Source organism: Pararhizobium sp. IMCC3301 (assembly GCF_030758315.1).
GTDB lineage: Bacteria > Pseudomonadota > Alphaproteobacteria > Rhizobiales.
Genome location: NZ_CP132336.1, coordinates 423,786 through 440,841 on the forward strand (window position 1 = coordinate 423,786; position 17,056 = coordinate 440,841).

12 protein-coding genes and 1 pseudogene are annotated in these 17,056 nt (G+C 56.0%); 6 read left to right on the forward strand and 7 right to left on the reverse strand.

Annotated elements, in window-relative coordinates:
• Positions 1-60: 60 nt before the first annotated feature.
• The 3 genes and pseudogenes from RAL88_RS01925 (at position 61) to RAL88_RS01935 (ending at position 2,579) form a co-directional block, all read left to right on the forward strand.
• Positions 61-1,557, forward strand: coding sequence for a CoA-acylating methylmalonate-semialdehyde dehydrogenase (locus RAL88_RS01925; protein WP_306266899.1), 1,497 nt, complete (start codon positions 61-63; stop codon positions 1,555-1,557).
• Positions 1,558-1,560: 3 nt separating this feature from the next.
• A pseudogene (locus tag RAL88_RS01930) lies at positions 1,561-1,686 on the forward strand (NAD(P)-binding domain-containing protein); the annotation flags it as partial.
• Positions 1,687-1,808: 122 nt separating this feature from the next.
• On the forward strand, positions 1,809-2,579 hold the full coding sequence (locus tag RAL88_RS01935; protein ID WP_306266901.1) for an enoyl-CoA hydratase: 771 nt from the start codon (positions 1,809-1,811) through the stop codon (positions 2,577-2,579).
• A gap of 107 nt (positions 2,580-2,686) precedes the next feature.
• Here the strand turns inward: RAL88_RS01935 and RAL88_RS01940 are convergent, their stop codons facing one another.
• The 5 genes from RAL88_RS01940 to RAL88_RS01960 form a co-directional block, all read right to left on the reverse strand.
• Positions 2,687-5,134, reverse strand: a complete 2,448-nt coding sequence (locus RAL88_RS01940) for an FAD-dependent oxidoreductase (protein ID WP_306266903.1) — start codon at positions 5,132-5,134, stop codon at positions 2,687-2,689.
• A gap of 124 nt (positions 5,135-5,258) precedes the next feature.
• A complete protein-coding gene (locus RAL88_RS01945) occupies positions 5,259-6,125 on the reverse strand; it encodes an ABC transporter permease (protein WP_306266905.1) in 867 nt (288 codons plus the stop codon).
• 305 nt (positions 6,126-6,430) lie between these two features.
• Positions 6,431-7,204, reverse strand: coding sequence for a taurine ABC transporter ATP-binding protein (locus RAL88_RS01950; RefSeq protein ID WP_306269554.1), 774 nt, complete (start codon positions 7,202-7,204; stop codon positions 6,431-6,433).
• 93 nt (positions 7,205-7,297) lie between these two features.
• The gene (locus RAL88_RS01955; RefSeq protein WP_306266906.1) at positions 7,298-8,284 is read right to left on the reverse strand and encodes an ABC transporter substrate-binding protein; all 987 of its coding nucleotides are present in this window, start codon (positions 8,282-8,284) and stop codon (positions 7,298-7,300) included.
• 328 nt (positions 8,285-8,612) lie between these two features.
• Positions 8,613-10,085: a PLP-dependent aminotransferase family protein gene (locus RAL88_RS01960; RefSeq protein ID WP_306266907.1), complete on the reverse strand. Its 1,473-nt coding sequence runs from the start codon at positions 10,083-10,085 to the stop codon at positions 8,613-8,615.
• 195 nt (positions 10,086-10,280) lie between these two features.
• On the opposite strand from RAL88_RS01960, the gene RAL88_RS01965 reads away from it, so the two are divergent.
• From RAL88_RS01965 to RAL88_RS01975, 3 genes are all read left to right on the forward strand, one after another.
• A complete protein-coding gene (locus tag RAL88_RS01965) occupies positions 10,281-11,618 on the forward strand; it encodes an aspartate aminotransferase family protein (protein ID WP_306266909.1) in 1,338 nt (445 codons plus the stop codon).
• Positions 11,619-11,761: 143 nt separating this feature from the next.
• Positions 11,762-12,391 carry a helix-turn-helix domain-containing protein gene (locus RAL88_RS01970; RefSeq protein ID WP_306266910.1) on the forward strand — a complete coding sequence of 210 codons (630 nt, stop codon included), beginning with the start codon at positions 11,762-11,764 and terminating at the stop codon, positions 12,389-12,391.
• Between the two features lie 20 nt (positions 12,392-12,411).
• Complete coding sequence (locus RAL88_RS01975) at positions 12,412-14,856, forward strand: FAD-dependent oxidoreductase (protein ID WP_306266911.1); 2,445 nt, start codon at positions 12,412-12,414, stop codon at positions 14,854-14,856.
• Between the two features lie 31 nt (positions 14,857-14,887).
• On the opposite strand, the gene RAL88_RS01980 is transcribed toward RAL88_RS01975, so the two are convergent.
• Positions 14,888-15,658 carry an IclR family transcriptional regulator gene (locus RAL88_RS01980; RefSeq protein WP_306266913.1) on the reverse strand — a complete coding sequence of 257 codons (771 nt, stop codon included), beginning with the start codon at positions 15,656-15,658 and terminating at the stop codon, positions 14,888-14,890.
• A 29-nt stretch (positions 15,659-15,687) separates the two neighbouring features.
• On the reverse strand, positions 15,688-17,049 hold the full coding sequence (locus tag RAL88_RS01985; protein WP_306266914.1) for a TRAP transporter large permease: 1,362 nt from the start codon (positions 17,047-17,049) through the stop codon (positions 15,688-15,690).
• Positions 17,050-17,056: the final 7 nt, after the last annotated feature.

Here is a 17,056-nt window from a genome sequence, read left to right on the forward strand (position 1 = left end):
GTGTGCAAAGCCATGTGTAGTGTCGGGCTTGAGCAGATTCAAACCGCAGCGGAGATTGACATGCGCAGCATTGGCCACTTTATCGACGGACAGAATATCGCAGGCACCAGCGGACGCGAGGCGGATGTGTTTCTGCCGATGACCGGAGAGGTTCAGGGCCGGGTTGCCCTTGCCAGTGCTGCCGAGGTCGATGCCGCCATTGCCAATGCCAAGGCGGCGCAGCCGGCCTGGGCGGCGGTCAATCCGCAGCGCCGCGCCCGGGTGATGATGAAATTCCTCGAGCTGGTTCAGCGCGATTATGATGAACTGGCCGAACTGCTGGCACGCGAGCACGGCAAGACCATTCCCGATGCGCGCGGCGACATTCAGCGCGGTCTTGAAGTGGTGGAATTCTGCACCGGTATACCGCATCTGCTGAAAGGTGAATTCACCGAAGGCGCCGGTCCCGGCATCGATCTGCACTCGATCCGCCAGCCGCTGGGTGTGGTCGCCGGCATCACGCCTTTCAATTTTCCTGCCATGATCCCGCTGTGGAAAGCCGCCCCGGCGATTGCTTGCGGCAATGCCTTCATTCTGAAACCCTCCGAACGCGATCCCGGCGTGCCGATGCGGATTGCCGAACTGTTTCTCGAAGCCGGTTTGCCAAAGGGCATTTTCAATGTCGTCAATGGCGACAAGGAAGCCGTCGATGCGCTGCTCGACCACCGCGATATCGAGGCCATTGGATTTGTCGGATCAACCGATATCGCCCGTTACATCTACAGCCGCGGCTGCGCCAATGAAAAACGCGTGCAGTGCTTCGGCGGGGCCAAGAACCATATGATCATCATGCCGGATGCCGATATCGACCGCGCGGTCGATGCGCTGATCGGGGCCGGCTACGGCTCGGCCGGCGAGCGCTGCATGGCCATCTCGGTGGCCGTTCCGGTGGGCGCAGCCACTGCCGATGCGCTGATGGAAAAACTCGTGCCACGGGTGGAAAGTCTGAAAATCGGCCCATCGACCGACCCTGCAGCCGATTACGGCCCGCTTGTCACCGCCCAGGCGCTGGACCGGGTGCGCTCCTATGTCGATCTCGGACTTGAGGAAGGCGCAACCCTGACCGTCGACGGTCGCGGTTTCAAGATGCAGGGCTATGAGGACGGCTTCTATATGGGCGGCTGCCTGTTTGACAATGTCACCAAGGACATGCGCATTTACAAGGAAGAGATTTTCGGCCCCGTCCTGTCAGTGGTGCGCGCCAACACTTATGAGGAAGCGCTGGATCTGCCGTCAAGCCATGAATATGGCAATGGCGTTGCGATTTACACTCGCGATGGCGATACGGCGCGGGATTTCACCTCCCGGGTCCAGGTCGGTATGGTCGGCGTCAATGTGCCGATACCGGTGCCGCTGGCCTATCACACATTCGGCGGCTGGAAGCGCTCATCCTTCGGCGATCTCAATCAGCACGGGCCTGACGCTATCCGGTTCTATACCAAGACCAAGACAATCACCTCGCGCTGGCCTTCGGGCATCCGCCAGGGCGCGGAATTCAGCATGCCGACCATGGCCTAGCTCGGCGGCGCGGCCGCAGGCACTCTGACTTTCATGATCGGCGGTTCCAAACAGGCTTTTTCCACCGGTATGGCGCAGTTCGGCACTATGGGACAGAAAGCGGTGCATTGCGGCGAAGGCGGTGCCGGTGCGGTAACCCCTCTTGGAAGTCATGCCAAAAACCTCTATCAGCAAATGGTGGATGCCGGGCTGGGTGGCACGGATTTTTCCGGCATGATCGAGTTTCTGGAAAATGTGAAGGACGATGGACTATGAGCGACACGGTTGTTTTGCAGATGCACGGACGGGTTGCGGTTTTGACCCTGAACCGGCCGGAGGCCCTCAACGCCCTCAATGCCGAGCTGCTGGGCCAGTTGAAAAGCCATTTTGAGGATCTGTCGCACAATCCCGATGTCGGCTGCATTGTCGTGACCGGCTCGGAAAAGGCGTTTGCCGCCGGGGCCGACATCAAGCAGATGTCCGGCAAGTCCCATATCGACATGCTGATGAGCGACTTCTTCGGACGCTACAATGCGATGGCTGGCAATCAAATTCCGACGATTGCCGCCGTCAGCGGCTTTGCCCTTGGCGGCGGTTGCGAACTGGCAATGATGTGCGACATGATTTTCGCCGCTGACACCGCGAAATTCGGTCAGCCGGAAATAAAGCTTGGCATCATTCCGGGCATGGGCGGTACGCAGCGCATGACGCGCGCCATCGGCAAGGCCAAGGCAATGGACATGATCCTGACCGGGCGCATGATGGACGCCGAAGAGGCGGAGCGCAGCGGTCTGGTGGCGCGGGTCATTCCGGCAGCTGAGCTGATGGCCGAAACCATGAAAGCCGCCACAACCATTGCCGGCTATTCGCGCCCCTCTGTGGTGACGGCCAAGGAAGCGGTCAACCGCGCCTTTGAAACCTCACTTGCAGAAGGTCTGCATTACGAACAACGTGTTTTCTATGCGCTGTTTGCCACCGAAGACCAGAAAGAAGGCATGGCGGCCTTCACCGAAAAGCGCCAACCCGACTTCAAGCATAAATAGAAGGTTCACTCAGAACCGGCTGGTCTACCGGATAAAAGACGTCAACGCAGATCTTGCCGGCTGAGCTGATCAGGCTGTGTCGTTCGCATGGTTGGCAACCGCTCTACTCAACTGCGCAATCTCGCATTTTCCGGGTCCCACAACGGCTTGTCCTGCTGGACGATGGCTTTGAACCGCTCACCGAATATCTCCACCTCAATCGGGTTGCCGGGCACCGCCAGATCTGTGCGCAGCATGCCCAGAGCGATGGATTTATCGACGCGGTGGCCCCAGCCGCCGGAAGTGGTCTCGCCGACGATTTCACCCTCATGCCAGAGCGTCGACATATAGGGCGCGTCACACCGGCCCGCATCGACGACAAGTGTGACAAAGCGTTTGGCAACACCCTGGAGGCGTTGCTCTGCCAGTGCCGACTTGCCTATAAACTCCGGTTTGTCCCATTTGATGAACCGGTCGAGTCCGGCTTCCAGCAGTGTATAGTCGGTCGACAGATCGCGCTTCCAGCTGCGGTAGTTTTTTTCAAGACGCAGCGCATCAAGGGCAAACATGCCGAACGGTTTCAGACCGTGGGCTTGGCCCGCACCCATCACCGCCTCAAAAATGACCGCCGTATCGGCGCATTTGGAGTGGATTTCCCATCCCAGTTCCCCGGCGAATGACACCCGCACCAACTGGCAGTAACGCTCTGCGATCCGTGTGGTCTGATGCGACAGCCAGGACAATTGCAGATCGGCATCGCAAATCTGCGCGAGTATCTCGCGCGACTTTGGCCCGGACAGGATGTGGCACGAAAACTCCGTGGTCATATCCACTATCTCGATATCTCCGTTCTCCGGCAGATACCGCTGCAGCCATTCCAGATCATGCCACTGCGCTCCGGCCGCTGTGATCAGGAAGAACAGGTCTTCATCCAGCGCCATGACCGACATTTCCGAGACAATGCGCCCGCTCTCGTCTGAAAAATAGGCCAGGCCGATCCGGCCCGGCTTCGGCACACTGCCGGTCATCAGCCGGCTCAGCCAATCGCGGGCGCCTGTGCCACTGAGACGAAATCTAGAGAATCCCGGCAAATCCAGTATCCCGGCGGCATCGCGGACCGCATGACACTCCTCGCGCACCCGCGTGAACCAGGGGCCATGGCGATCCCACCGTTCGCTTGCAGCTTCGCAGGTATCATCGCCCTCCATTGCGAACCAGTCAGCGCGCTCCCAGCCATTATAGGCGCCGAACTGTGCTCCCATGTCCGCAATCTGCTGGTGTACGGGAGACAGTTTGCGGTTGCGCCCGGCGGGCCATTGATGATGCGGGAAATGCATGGCGTATTCGTGCCCGTAAACTTCCATGCCTTTTTCGATGCAATAGTCATGATCGGCAAAATCGGTAAACCGGCGCGGGTCGACAGCCCACATGTCCCATTCGGTTTGCCCCTCGATGATCCATTCGGCCAGAACCTTGCCAGCCCCGCCGGCCTGACAGATTCCGAACGTGAAAACACAGGCTTCAAACGCATTCGGCACGCCCGGCATCGGCCCGATCAGCGGGTTTCCGTCCGGCGTATAGGGAATCGGACCGTTGATAACTTTGGACAGTCCAGCGGTCTGCAGCAACGGCACACGCGCCGCAGCATCCTCAAGATACCATTCCAGCCGGTCCAGATCATCGGGGAACAACTGAAATGAAAAATCCTCCGGCATCGGATCATCCGGCGAAATCCAGTGAGCCCGGCAATTGCGTTCATAAGGACCCAGATTCAAGCCATATTGTTCCTGCCGCAGATAATACGAACTGTCGACATCGCGCAGCAGCGGCAGTTTGGTGCCCGCTTCGCGTGACCAGGCTTCAATTTCCGGAATATCATCAAACAGCAGATATTGATGGCTCATCACCATCATCGGCACATCCCGACCGAACATTTTACCAACTTCGCGGGCATAATAGCCTGCTGCATTGACGACATATTCGCAGCGTATCTCGCCCTGTGCGGTTTCAACAACCCATTGATCGCCCTTCCGCCGGGCACCGGTCACCGGACAGAACCGGAAAATGCGTGCGCCCATATCCCGGGCACCTTTTGCCAGAGCCTGGGTCAATTGCGCCGGGTCGATATCGCCGTCACCGGGATCGTAAAGACCGCCCTGAAGATCATGGGTCTCAACGAAGGGATAGCGCGATCTGATCTCATCAACACTCATCATGTCGATGTTCATCCCCTGATAGCGCCCCATTGCGGCGACCCGTTCAAACTCCTGCATCCGCTCTCGGCTGTGCCCCAGCCGGATCGACCCGGAGACGTGATAGTCCATCGGGTAGTCAACTTCCGCGCCCAGACGCCGGTACAGATCAGTTGAATAGCGCTGCATATTCATGATCGACCAGGAATTGGAAAATGTCGGGATGTTTCCCGCCGCATGCCATGTCGAACCGGCGGTCAGTTCATTTTTTTCCAGCAGGACGCAATCGGTCCAGCCCGCCTTGGCCAGATGATACAACGATGAAGCGCCAACAACACCTCCCCCGATTATGACAACACGCGCATTTTCTGGCAGATCCGACATTTGAGTCTCCGGCAGGTTTACTTTCAGATACTGGCGATCTGTTGGCGAGTGATGCCCGGTGCCCCAGCACTCCGGTCAGCGGGCAACTCGGCGGCCCGGCAGCTATTCGGGACCGGGCGAGCGCCTAACCTTTACCTTTCCAGGGAATCAACATGCGCTCCATGAAGCGCATGAACATCTCGATGATGTAGCCGATCAATCCAATGATGATGATGCCGATAACCACAGTATCGGTCTGCAGAAAATTCTTGGCGATCATGATCATTGACCCGACGCCTTTGTCAGCGGCAACCAGTTCGGCCGCGACCACCGTTCCCCAGCACACGCCCATTGAGGTGCGCAGACCGGTAAAAATCTCCGGCAGCGCATTTGGAAGAATGACATGAATCAGGATCTGCAATTTTGATGCGCCAAGCGAATAAGCCGCATGCACCTTTGAAATCCGCACACTTGAAACGCCGGAACGTGCCGCAATTGTCATGATGAACAGCGAAGCCAGAAACAGCAGCGAAATTTTCGCCGTTTCATCGATGCCGAACCACAGAATAATCAGCGGGATCAGGGCCAGTGGAGGCACCGGCCGCATGAATTCCACAATCGGGTCAAACAAGCCGCGAGCAACCGATGACAGACCCATCGCAAAGCCCAGCGGAATGCCGACAAGCGCGCCGGACACAACGCCGGCCAGTACCCGGAAGACACTGATTCCGACATGTTCCCACAAGGGCACATTGCGATAACCTTCGCTGACCAGTTTCACGATCCGCTCGGCCGTGCCGTCGATGGTTGGCCAGTAAAATGGCTTAACCAGCCCGAATACCGACGTTATGATCCACGCTACCAGCAACAGCACCACAATCAGGATGGAATAGAACCGCCCGGAATTGACAGCACTGGCATCACCGAATTTGACGGTTTTCTGGCTGGTGAATGAATTATCCGCAAGGCCGAGCCAAATAGCCAGGCTGGAAGGCGTTTTCCGTTCACTCATTGCTCTGATCCTCTAGATCGCTTCATGGCTACATTGAATCATTTGACCAGGTTTGCACGTTTGTCGGCGAGGCACACTTCGCGCCGTGGTCTTCATAACCACAAGTGGAGTGTAACGACGTCCGGCGGGCGTGCAAACCCGGCCTTTGGTGCTTCATATCAGTCCACCCGACAGCGTTAGCCAACTTGCTCGATGCGCCGCCCCGAATTGTAATGGGCCCAATATAGTCTGGGTAGCCCGGGTTGCCTGCCTTGCCGATGAACTGATCTGGAGCATCAAATGCTTCAATGTAACCATGAAACGATCTAGGTCCCATCGCCACCACCCATGATTTCCTCTTCCATGTTCCAGATCATCGAAAGAACCTCCTCCCGGGTTGCGACGAATTCGGCTGATGCTTTCACCACCCGCGCTTCCGAGATCAGCGCTTCCTCGGCAAATGGCAGATCGTATTCCTTGACGATACGGCCCGGCCTTGGCGCCATCACGATCAGCCGTTCTCCCAGAAACAGAGCTTCCTCGACAGAATGGGTGATCAGGATGATGGTTTTGCCGGTTTCCTTCCACAGCTTCAGAACCAGCCCCTGCATCTTTTCACGGGTCAGCGCATCCAGCGCGCCGAGCGGTTCATCCATGAGAATGACATCCGGATCATTTGCCAGACAGCGCGCCAAAGCGACACGTTGCTGCATGCCCCCTGACAACTGGTAGACAGGCTTTTCGCCAAAACCTGCCAGGCCCACAATATTGAGCAGCTCTTCGCATTTGGTTGCTGTCTCAGCCCTTGGTTTGCCTGCCATCTTTGGACCGAACTCGATATTCTCGTTGACGGTCATCCATTCGAACAGGGCACCCTGCTGAAACACCATTCCGCGTTCCGCGCCCGGACCGGTCACAACATGATTATTGAGGCGGACTTCACCGCTTGTTGGCGAAAGAAAACCTGCCACAATGTTCAAAAGAGTGGTTTTTCCGCATCCGGACGGCCCCAGCACGGAGACCATCTGACCTTGTTTGATATCCAGCGACACATTGTTGAGCGCATGCACAGCCCCGCCACCGGGCAGCGTAAATACCATGGAAATTTCGTCGATGATAATACCAGTCACACACTTACCCCCAGCCACCTGATAGAGAGAGAGCGGCAGGTTGCCCTGCCGCCCGGTCCGCCTTTACTTGATAAAGCTGTCATCAATGAAGCTGGAATAGTCATCCAGAGCTGCATCCATACCGCCGCCGGAAACCATCATGTCGGCAACACCTTTCGTCATGGCCTGAACACCGCCACCAAGCCAGTTTTGGCCGGCCTGATCGGCTACACTCGGAAAGCCGAAGTTTTTCATGGTCGCCTTGGTTGCGTCCATATCCATACCGGCTGCCCTGGAAACCACTGCATATGCGCTTTCCGGTTTGTCTTTGTAGGCGGCATTGGCAGCTTCAGTGACTTCCAGGAATTTACGAACAAGGTCCGGATACTCTTCTGCAAAGTCTTCGGTTACCGTCACAATATCAAATGTATTGATTCCGATGGCTTCCTGCTCCGCCCCGGTCATCAGCGGCTTGCCTACCGTCTTCATGCGGTCCAGCGCTCCACCGAAACCGCAACTCATCACCACATCTCCGCGCACCAGCGCAACGGCAGCATCAGCCGGGTTCATCTGGACAAGATTGACCTTGTCGGCATCAACCTTCAGATGTTCAAGGGTTTTGAGCAGTTTGTAATGCGTGACATTGCCGATTGGTGTGGCAACTTTCTTGCCTTCCAGTTCATTGGCATTCGCCTGGGTAATGCCGGAATCATCGCGAATGATGCAAAGATCATTTTCCGCATAAGTCACCGCAACCCCCACCATTTTGAGTGGCGCTCCACTGGAGATGCCAACGACAAAAGGTACGAACCCCTGACTGTAGGCTATGTGGACGTCACCCGACATCATGGCCTGGGTCATCTCGTTGCCGTTGCCGAAAGCGCGCCATTCAACTTCAACGCCCATCGCTTCATCATAGGTTTTTTCAACCTGCGCGACCTGATTTGCGGTCGGCCATTCCAGGAAATAGGCAACGGTTACTTTTTCCAGTGCCTGCGCGCCACCCATCCCCAACGTGGCAGCCATGGATACGCCAGCGGCCAAGGCCACTGCGAATTTTCTTAAAGTCATTAGTATCTCCCTTGTTTGGCCCGGATATTCCGGTTTGCAAATATGCTGATTTGACAAGCGCCATCCTGTTTGCAGTCCTCCCGATGACTGTCAGCAATGCTTGCCTTCATGCTTTGTGTTCTACTACCGGTATGAAACCGACTCTTGGAACAACGCAGCTCGATTCAAGACCGAGCGGACTGACAACACACCGGATCGCTCTGTCAACATAGCGCCAGTTGACGGTCCAAATAGAGCCAACACGGCATTATCATGCTTTTTTGAGATAAATGGTATCAAAAATCGTGTAAATTAGACGAAAGTTGACCCTTATCTATGCGCATCCGTATCACATCAATTGCCTTGCAACCCTTGCCAGCCTGACAATGCCCGGCTCTATCCGCTCATCTGGTATGGAAGAAAATCCCAACCGGAAGTAGTGTCCCGGACCATCTGGATCAGCAAAATAGATCTGTCCCGGTTCAATGACCACGCCTTCTTTCAGGGCGCTGACACCCAATTCATTTGCATCCAGACCGTCCGGCCCTTTGACCCAGAACGATGTTCCGCCAAATCCAGGAGATTGGAACCAGCCTGGAAAATGATCCTCCAGGGCCTTGCCGAGAGTTTTCCAGCGTTCGGCATAGGTCCGATGCAGCCGTCCGATCAGCGCATCGTGACGCCCCAGCGACAGAAACAGCGCAACAATGCGCTGATTATTGCCGGGCGGGTGGCGCAGCATCAGCCTCCGCAAGGCACGGACTTCGGCAATCAGCTCGGACGGCCCTACCAGATAGCCCATGCGCAATCCCGGCATGATGGATTTTGACAGGCTGCCGATATACAGAACCCGGCCCATTGCATCGAGCGATTTCAATGCCGGTGTCGGCTCGCCGAGATAATTGGTTTCAAACTCATAATCATCTTCAATAATCAGCGCGTCATTTTCATCAGCCCAGGTCAACAAGGCTCGGCGCCGCTCCAGCGACATGGTGACATTGGTGGGAAACTGATGGCTCGGCGTCACAAACACCAGTTCAGATCCACTCAGCGGATCAATCAGGATGCCTTCCTCATCGACCGGAACCGGACGCACATCGTCGCTCATCAAAGCAAATATATTGCGCATGTCCGGATAGCCCGGATCTTCAATCGCCACCGCCGTATGGGGTTTGACCAGCAGACTGGCAAGCAGATACAGCGCGTTCTGCGCACCCAGTGTCACCAGAATTTCATCCGTATCGGCAAGGATGCCGCGGCGTGTCAGGATGCGCTGGCGGATTTGTTCCACCAACCTCGGATCATCCTCGGTAAATCGATCATCTGTCCAGGCATCCAGCCACTTCCTGTTCATGGCCTGCCGCGTGCAGTCGCGCCATGCGGTAATCGGAAACAACGCCGGATCGGACTGGCCATATATGAACGGATATGGATAATCATGCCAGTTCGCCGGCTTGCAGATATTGGGTTGCCGCGCCGGGTGCAATCTCAGCTTGGCGTCCCAGTCGATCGGATTTTGCGTTTCCACCTTCTTGGGAAAGGTCGAAACATTGGTCGCGGCCATTCCGGCATGCAACTCGTCTGATACATAAAACCCGGACCGTTCGCGGGCGAGTAGATAGCCGTCCGCGGCAAGCGCCTGATAAGCCAGCATAACTGTGTTTCGTGACACTTTCAGCCGTTTGGCCATCGCTCTTGTGGACGGGATCGGCGACAGGGCCGGCAGTTGTCCTGCGAGCATTGCGGTCACCAGCATTTCCCTGATCTGGGCCTGCAGCGTTGTCGCTTCCATACGTTCAACATGAAACAAACTGTCGCGCATCACCGAAGTCTCGCTTTCAAAAAGGAGTGTGGCACACTTGATCCCCGCCAGAAACTGAATGTGGCTCCATATTCAATCCTATCTGGACCTACAATGAGGCCAATTTCCGCGACACTATCACTTCGAAAAACAAATGGCGCGCAATCCGGTATTTTTGCCGGGAGACCAGGCACGGCCGCAAAGGAGGACGAAATCATGAATATGGTTGTGAAACCGCTTGAGAAATTTGTCACAAACTCGCTGGAACAGCATTGGATGCCATTCTCCGCCAATCGCGAGTTCAAATCCGCGCCGCGCCTGATTACCAGAAGCGAGGGCATGTATCTGTGGAACCAGAATGGCGACAAACTGATTGACGGCTCGTCCGGGCTGTTCAATGTCGCCTGTGGCCACGGCCGCAAGGAAATTGCCGAAGCCGTGTATGCGCAAATGCTGCACAATGACTACACCGCACCGTTTCAGCTTGCTCAGCCCACATCCTTTGCCCTGGCGGCGAAGCTGGCGAAGATCATGCCGGAACCCTTCAACCATGTGTTTTTTACCAATTCGGGTTCTGAATCGATCGACACGGCTTTGAAAATGGTAATGGCCTATCACCGGGCGCGCGGTGAATCCCAGCGCATCCGCTTCGTCTCTCGGGAACGGGCCTATCACGGCGTCAATATCGGTGGTGTCTCCCTGTCCGGAATGGTGCGCAATCGCGAGACATTTCCGGTTGTCATGCCGAATATCGTGATGCTGCGCCATACCTGGGAGGAAAACCAGCTTTACACCCGTGGCCAGCCTGAAACCGGCGCCGAGCTTGCCAATGATCTGCAACGGCATTGCGAGACCTATGGCGGTTCGACCATCGCGGCGGTCTTTGTCGAGCCGATTGCCGGATCAACCGGCACATTGGTACCGCCGAAAGGCTATCTCGACCGGCTCCGCCAAATTTGTGACCAGCATGGAATTCTGCTGGTGTTTGACGAGGTGATCACCGCTTTCGGCCGCCTGGGAACGCCATTTGCCAGCGATGCATTCGCGGTGATGCCTGATATCATCACTATGGCCAAGGCCCTGACCAACGGTGCGATCCCGATGGGCGCTGTGTCGGCGACAGATCAGATTTATGAAACGATCATGAATGCGGCGCCGGAAAACGCCATCGAATTCTTCCATGGCTACACCTATTCGGCGCATCCGGCGGCCTGCGCCGCCGGCCTTGCCACACTGCAGATTTACGAGGATGAAGGCCTGTTTGAACGCGCTGCGGAAATGTCCGATTATTTCCTCGATGGCATCTGGTCGCTGAAGGAATTGCCGGTTGTGAAAGATTTGCGCGGCTACGGCATGATGGCCGGCATTGAGGTCTTTCCGCTGGAAGGCAAACCGGGCATTCGTGGCAATGACCTGCAGAAAGAATTGTTCTGGAAAGGCTGCCATGTGAAATGGACCGGCGATACGGCCATTGTCGCACCATCTCTGATCGCTGAGAAAAGTCATATCGATGAAATCATTGATGCATTACGAAATACTTTGAAGGATCTTTGATCTCACCGCAAACCATTGCGGCGCAAAACAAGGCGAGATGCAACTGCAGCTCGCCTTGTTGTTTATAATTAGTTTGCGTAATTACCGAAAAAATGAAAATATCAATGAAATTTTCATTTTAGTGCCGGGCGAATTATCAAACAATGAAACACGGACTGGCAACCTCGACAGATTCTCCGCGCAGCAAACCCGGAGCTGAATTCACCGCAACGGATCGCGGCGCGACCGGCCTGGTCGGCGATGATATCCGTGCCCTTCGCAAGCACCGCGATCTGACCCTCACCGCGCTGGCCGAAGCCCTTGGTCGCTCTGTCGGCTGGTTGAGTCAGGTCGAGCGCAATCAAACCGATCCGTCGATTCAGGATCTTCGCAAGATCGCCCGCAATTTCGACATTCCAATCAGCTTCTTTTTTCGCAACAGCGAAGCGCCCGAACAGGAGCGCGGCGTGATTGTCAGATGCAGCAACCGGGTGGCGCTCGGTTCAAGCGAAAGCGGCCTCGTCGAGGAACTGCTTTCACCTGATATTTCCGGTGAGTTTGAAATGCTGCGATCCGTGTTTGCGCCCAGCGCGGAAAGTGAAGACAAACCGGCCCGGCCAGCACAGGAAGGCGGGTTTGTGGTATCCGGTCAACTCGAAATCTGGATCGGCGGGCGCCACCACACACTCAATGCCGGCGACAGTTTTCAGTTTCAGAACAAAACCTGCTGCTGGCGCAATTCCGGCGATGTACCGGCGATCGTCATCTGGATTATTTCACCCGCGATTTACTAAAACTCATTCTGGAGGCCCACATGGCTGATCTTCCCAACAAGGCCCGTGTGGTCATAATCGGCGGCGGTGTTTCCGGCTGTTCTGTGGCCTATCATCTGGCCAAGCTTGGCTGGACCGATGTGGTACTTCTGGAACGCAAGCAGCTTACCAGCGGCACCACATGGCACGCTGCCGGACTGATTGCCCAGTTGCGCGCAACCCAGAACATGACGCGGCTGGCCAAATACAGCCAGGAGCTTTACGGCACGCTGGAGGCGGAAACCGGCCTTGCAACGGGGCTGCGCCGCTGCGGGTCGATTACAGTTGCCCTCACCCATGAGCGCCGCGAGGAATTGTTGCGCGGCGCATCCATGGCCCGGGCCTTCGGTGTCGAGATCGAGGAAATCGGCCCCGATGATGTCAAACAGCGCTATCCCTACCTCACCACTGATGATGTCGTCAGCGGCGTCTTTCTGGAAAAGGACGGCCAGGGCGATCCGACCAACATCACCCTCGCTCTCGCCAAAGGCGCGCGGCAGCATGGCGCAAAGATCTTTGAGCAGGTGAAGGTCACCGACATCCACACCGCCAGCGGCAGTGTCACTGGCGTCACGGCAGTCAAAGACGGCATCGAACAGCACATTACCTGCGATCATGTTGTCAATTGCGCCGGAATGTGGGCCCGAGAAGTCGGCATCCTGGCCGGTGTTCCGGTGCCACTCCATGCCTGCGAACATTTTTATATTGTCACCGAGACCGTACCGGACCTGCCGCAATTGCCGGTTCTGCGAGTGCCCGACGAGTGCGCCTATTACAAGGAGGATGCCGGCAAAATTCTGCTTGGTGCTTTTGAACCTGTGGCAAAACCCTGGGGCATGGCCGGCATTCCCGAAGATTTCTGCTTCGATCAATTGCCGGAAGATTTCGATCATTTCGAGCCCATCCTGGAAAAGGCCATTCACCGTCTGCCTATCCTGGCAGATACCGGAATTCACACATTTTTCAACGGCCCGGAAAGCTTTACTCCCGATGACCGGTATTATCTGGGCGAAGCACCGCAGGTGAAGAATTTCTGGGTTGCCTGCGGCTATAATTCTGTTGGCATTCAATCATCCGGCGGAGCCGGCATGGCGCTGGCACAATGGATGGATGACGGCGAACCGCCATTCGATCTGTGGGATGTGGATGTCCGCCGGGTCCAGCCTTTCCAGGCAAACCGATCCTATCTGTATCATCGTTCCAAGGAAACGCTTGGCCTGCTCTATGCCGATCATTTCCCCTATCGTCAGGTGGAATCCGCCCGTGGCATCCGGCGCTCGCCGCTGCATGGCCATTTGCAACAGCGCGGCGCAGTATTTGGAGAACTGGCCGGCTGGGAACGGCCTAACTGGTTCGCCCGAAAAGACCAGCCACCGCAGTATCAATATTCCTGGAAACGCCAGAACTGGTTTGAAAATCAGCGCGAAGAGCATCTCGCTGTCCGCAACAATGTCGGTCTGTTCGACATGACATCCTTCGGCAAGCTGCGGATTGAAGGCCGCGACGCCCTGCCCTTCCTCAACCACATCTGCGGCAACGAAATGGACGTTGAGCCGGGCAGAATTGTCTATACCCAGATGCTGAACCGCAATGGCGGCATTGAGAGTGATCTGACGATCACGCGGCTTTCAGAAACCGCGTTTCTGGCCATCGTGCCGGCAGCAACCTTGCAGCGTGACATGGCGTGGATGCGCCGCCATCTTGGAGACCGGCATGCGGTGATCACTGATATGACATCCAGCGAAGCAGTCCTGTGTCTGATGGGGCCGGCTTCCAGAGCTGTGCTCGAAGCTTGCTCGCCGAATGATTTTTCTAATGACCATCACCCGTTCGGCCAGATGCGGGACATCGAAATCGGCATGGGCCTCGCCCGCGCCCACCGCGTCACCTATGTCGGCGAATTGGGCTGGGAGATTTATGTTTCAAGTGATATGGCCGCCCATGTATTTGAGGCGGTTGAAGAAGCGGGTCAGGATCACGGATTGAAACTGTGCGGCCTCCACACGCTGGATTCCTGCCGGATTGAAAAGGCCTACAGGCATTTTGGCCATGACATCACCGATGAGGACCACGTTCTTGAGGCTGGTCTTGGATTCGCCGTGAAAACCGCCAAGCCGGATTTTATCGGCCGCGACGCAGTGTTGCAGAAGAAGGAGCGCGGCCTGTCGCGTCGCCTGATTCAGTTTCAACTGAAGGACAGTGAGCCGCTGCTGTATCACAATGAGCCAATTGTACGGAATGGCGAAATTGTCTCAACGCTGACATCCGGCAATTACGGCCACCATCTCGGCGCTGCGATCGGTCTCGGTTATGTGCCATGCGCAGGCGAAACAGCAGCGCAAATGCTGGACAGCACATTTGAAATTGAAGTGGCGGGCGAGCGCTTTGCAGCCAGTGCGTCCATGAAGCCGCTCTATGATCCCAAATCAGAGCGCGTCAAAGCGTAGAGTCGGTTTATAATCCGGATTTTGAAATGTTTCAGACCAGCAACTGCGCCAGATCTTTCGCGCCCGCTTTTAACCGGTCGAGATGGACTTCAGCATCTTTCAGCGTCAGTCTTTGTGTCGGCGCGTGAAACGACAGGGTTGAAACAAGGCGGCCGTGGACATCCACAATGGGAACCGCAATGGCAATCATGCCATCCATGAACTCTTCATTGTCCTGACCAAATCCGCGCGCCCGCGTTTTGTTGATTTCGTCAAGCAAAGCCTTCGGATCGGTAATGGTCTTCGACGATCTCGGCTCCAGCTTGACGGAGCTCACATAGCGTTCCAGGTGGGCCCTTTTCAGCATGCTGAGATAGGTTTTGCCGCTGGCTGTGCAGTAAAATGGAACGTGGGTGCCGATCGGCAGTTGAATACGTAGCGGCCATTTGGTCTCGACCCGGTCAATATAGAGCATCGCGTCCCTGTCCGGCACTGCGATATTGCAGGTCTCGCCAATGTGTTCAGCCAGCGCGTTCAGAACCGACAGACGCGCAGTGCGCACCCGCAGCGATGACAGGACGCCCATGGAAAGCCTGCGCAGCCGCCGGCCCGCCGTATAGGCGCGGCCGTCAATCTCCCTTTGCAGAAAGCCTTCACTTTCCAGTGTCGAAAACAGCCGGTGGATTGTCGGTTTGGGCAGCTTGAGTTTCTGGTTGATTTCGGTCGGCGTCATCGGCACGCCGGAATTGGCAAGCTCTTCCAGAACGAACAACAACCGAAGATTGGTCGGGATTGTATCACCAGGTTCGTTTTGCTCAGTCATCTCTTGCCAATCCGGTTTGGATAATTATTTCAACGACTTGGTAACAGCATGGTCGAAAGCTCGGGCACCAGCGCCACGATAAACCAGACAGCTATCAGCGCCGCAAGATAGGGAACCGTATAGCGCAGCAATCTGAAATATGGAACACCTGTGACGCCACTGGCGACATACAGATTAAGGCCATAAGGCGGTGTGATGAAACCGATTGAAGCCCCGACCAGGAAAATCACCGCGAACTGAATCGGGTCAACACCGATGGAGGCCGCAATCGGCGCAAGGATCGGTGCCAGAATGATTGTCACCGGCAGGCTTTCCAGGATCATGCCGAACACAAACACAATCGCCATCGATGTAAACAGCACTGCATGGTAGCCGCCCATACTGGTTACAAAGGCGGTGATGGTTTCAGCGGCACCCAGACTGGAAAGGATTTGCTGCATCACCACGGAAATTCCGATCAGAGGTGCCAGAATGCCGGTGATCTGCGCAGAGCGCAGGGTAATTCCGGGAATTTCCGTCAGTTTGAACCCCTGCACAACCAGCATCTCGCCATAGCTTTTCTCGCTGTGCGGCCGGCTCTCGTCGCGTGAACCCATCAGTTTGTAGATCGGCAGCGAAATCAAGCCGACAATGATGCAGAAACCAACAGTTACGCCTGCCGCCTCGGTCGGTGAGAATTTGCCCGTATAAATCCCGTAGAGCACCAGGCCGATAGCAAAAAAGCCAAGCCATGCACCAAATGCGGTCTTCAAAATCCGGGTCAATTGCAGCGGAATGATAAAACCCCAGCCATTGTAACGGCAGATGATCCAACAGGCCAGTTGCATTCCGACAACCATCAAGGTGCCGGGAATAATACCGGCAATAAACAGATCGGAAATCGGCAAATTCATCAGAAAACCGTAGATGATGAAGATGATCGATGGCGGAATGATAATGCCCACGGTTCCGCCTGCAGCAGCCGTCGCAGCTGAAAACCGTTCATCATAGCCGCCCTTCACCATTTCCGGATGCAGCATCGAACCGATTGTCGCGGTAGTCGCGGAATTTGACCCCGAGATCGCTGCAAACAGGCCACAGGCACCCAGCGCTGCCATCGCCAATCCACCACGCAACCAGCCCAGACACGAATAGGCAAAATCCGATAATCGGCGTGCAATGCCGGATTTGTTGATCAGATCGCCGGTCAGAATGAACAGCGGCATCGCCAGCAAGGCAAACCCGTCTGTGAACACATCCGACAGCGCAGTGCCGATATTATCCAGCGGCAGTTCAATGACCAGGCTGGCACCAAGAACCCAATAGGCAATGATCAGGAAGACCGGTACGCCCAGCATGAACAGCAGGGTAACACCAAGCGAGATAAGTGTGATCCAGGTTCCATCGGTCATGCCGCTC

Bases quoted from the DNA above. Each gene is read 5' to 3' on its own strand.
- RAL88_RS01925 (WP_306266899.1), top strand. From the start codon at position 61: ATGCGCAGCATTGGCCACTTTATCGACGGACAGAATATCGCAGGCACC.
- RAL88_RS01935 (WP_306266901.1), top strand. From the start codon at position 1,809: ATGAGCGACACGGTTGTTTTGCAGATGCACGGACGGGTTGCGGTTTTG.
- RAL88_RS01940 (WP_306266903.1), bottom strand. From the start codon at position 5,134: ATGTCGGATCTGCCAGAAAATGCGCGTGTTGTCATAATCGGGGGAGGT.
- RAL88_RS01945 (WP_306266905.1), bottom strand. From the start codon at position 6,125: ATGAGTGAACGGAAAACGCCTTCCAGCCTGGCTATTTGGCTCGGCCTT.
- RAL88_RS01950 (WP_306269554.1), bottom strand. From the start codon at position 7,204: ATGGTATTTACGCTGCCCGGTGGCGGGGCTGTGCATGCGCTCAACAAT.
- RAL88_RS01955 (WP_306266906.1), bottom strand. From the start codon at position 8,284: ATGACTTTAAGAAAATTCGCAGTGGCCTTGGCCGCTGGCGTATCCATG.
- RAL88_RS01960 (WP_306266907.1), bottom strand. From the start codon at position 10,085: ATGCGCGACAGTTTGTTTCATGTTGAACGTATGGAAGCGACAACGCTG.
- RAL88_RS01965 (WP_306266909.1), top strand. From the start codon at position 10,281: ATGAATATGGTTGTGAAACCGCTTGAGAAATTTGTCACAAACTCGCTG.
- RAL88_RS01970 (WP_306266910.1), top strand. From the start codon at position 11,762: ATGAAACACGGACTGGCAACCTCGACAGATTCTCCGCGCAGCAAACCC.
- RAL88_RS01975 (WP_306266911.1), top strand. From the start codon at position 12,412: ATGGCTGATCTTCCCAACAAGGCCCGTGTGGTCATAATCGGCGGCGGT.
- RAL88_RS01980 (WP_306266913.1), bottom strand. From the start codon at position 15,658: ATGACTGAGCAAAACGAACCTGGTGATACAATCCCGACCAATCTTCGG.
- RAL88_RS01985 (WP_306266914.1), bottom strand. From the start codon at position 17,049: ATGACCGATGGAACCTGGATCACACTTATCTCGCTTGGTGTTACCCTG.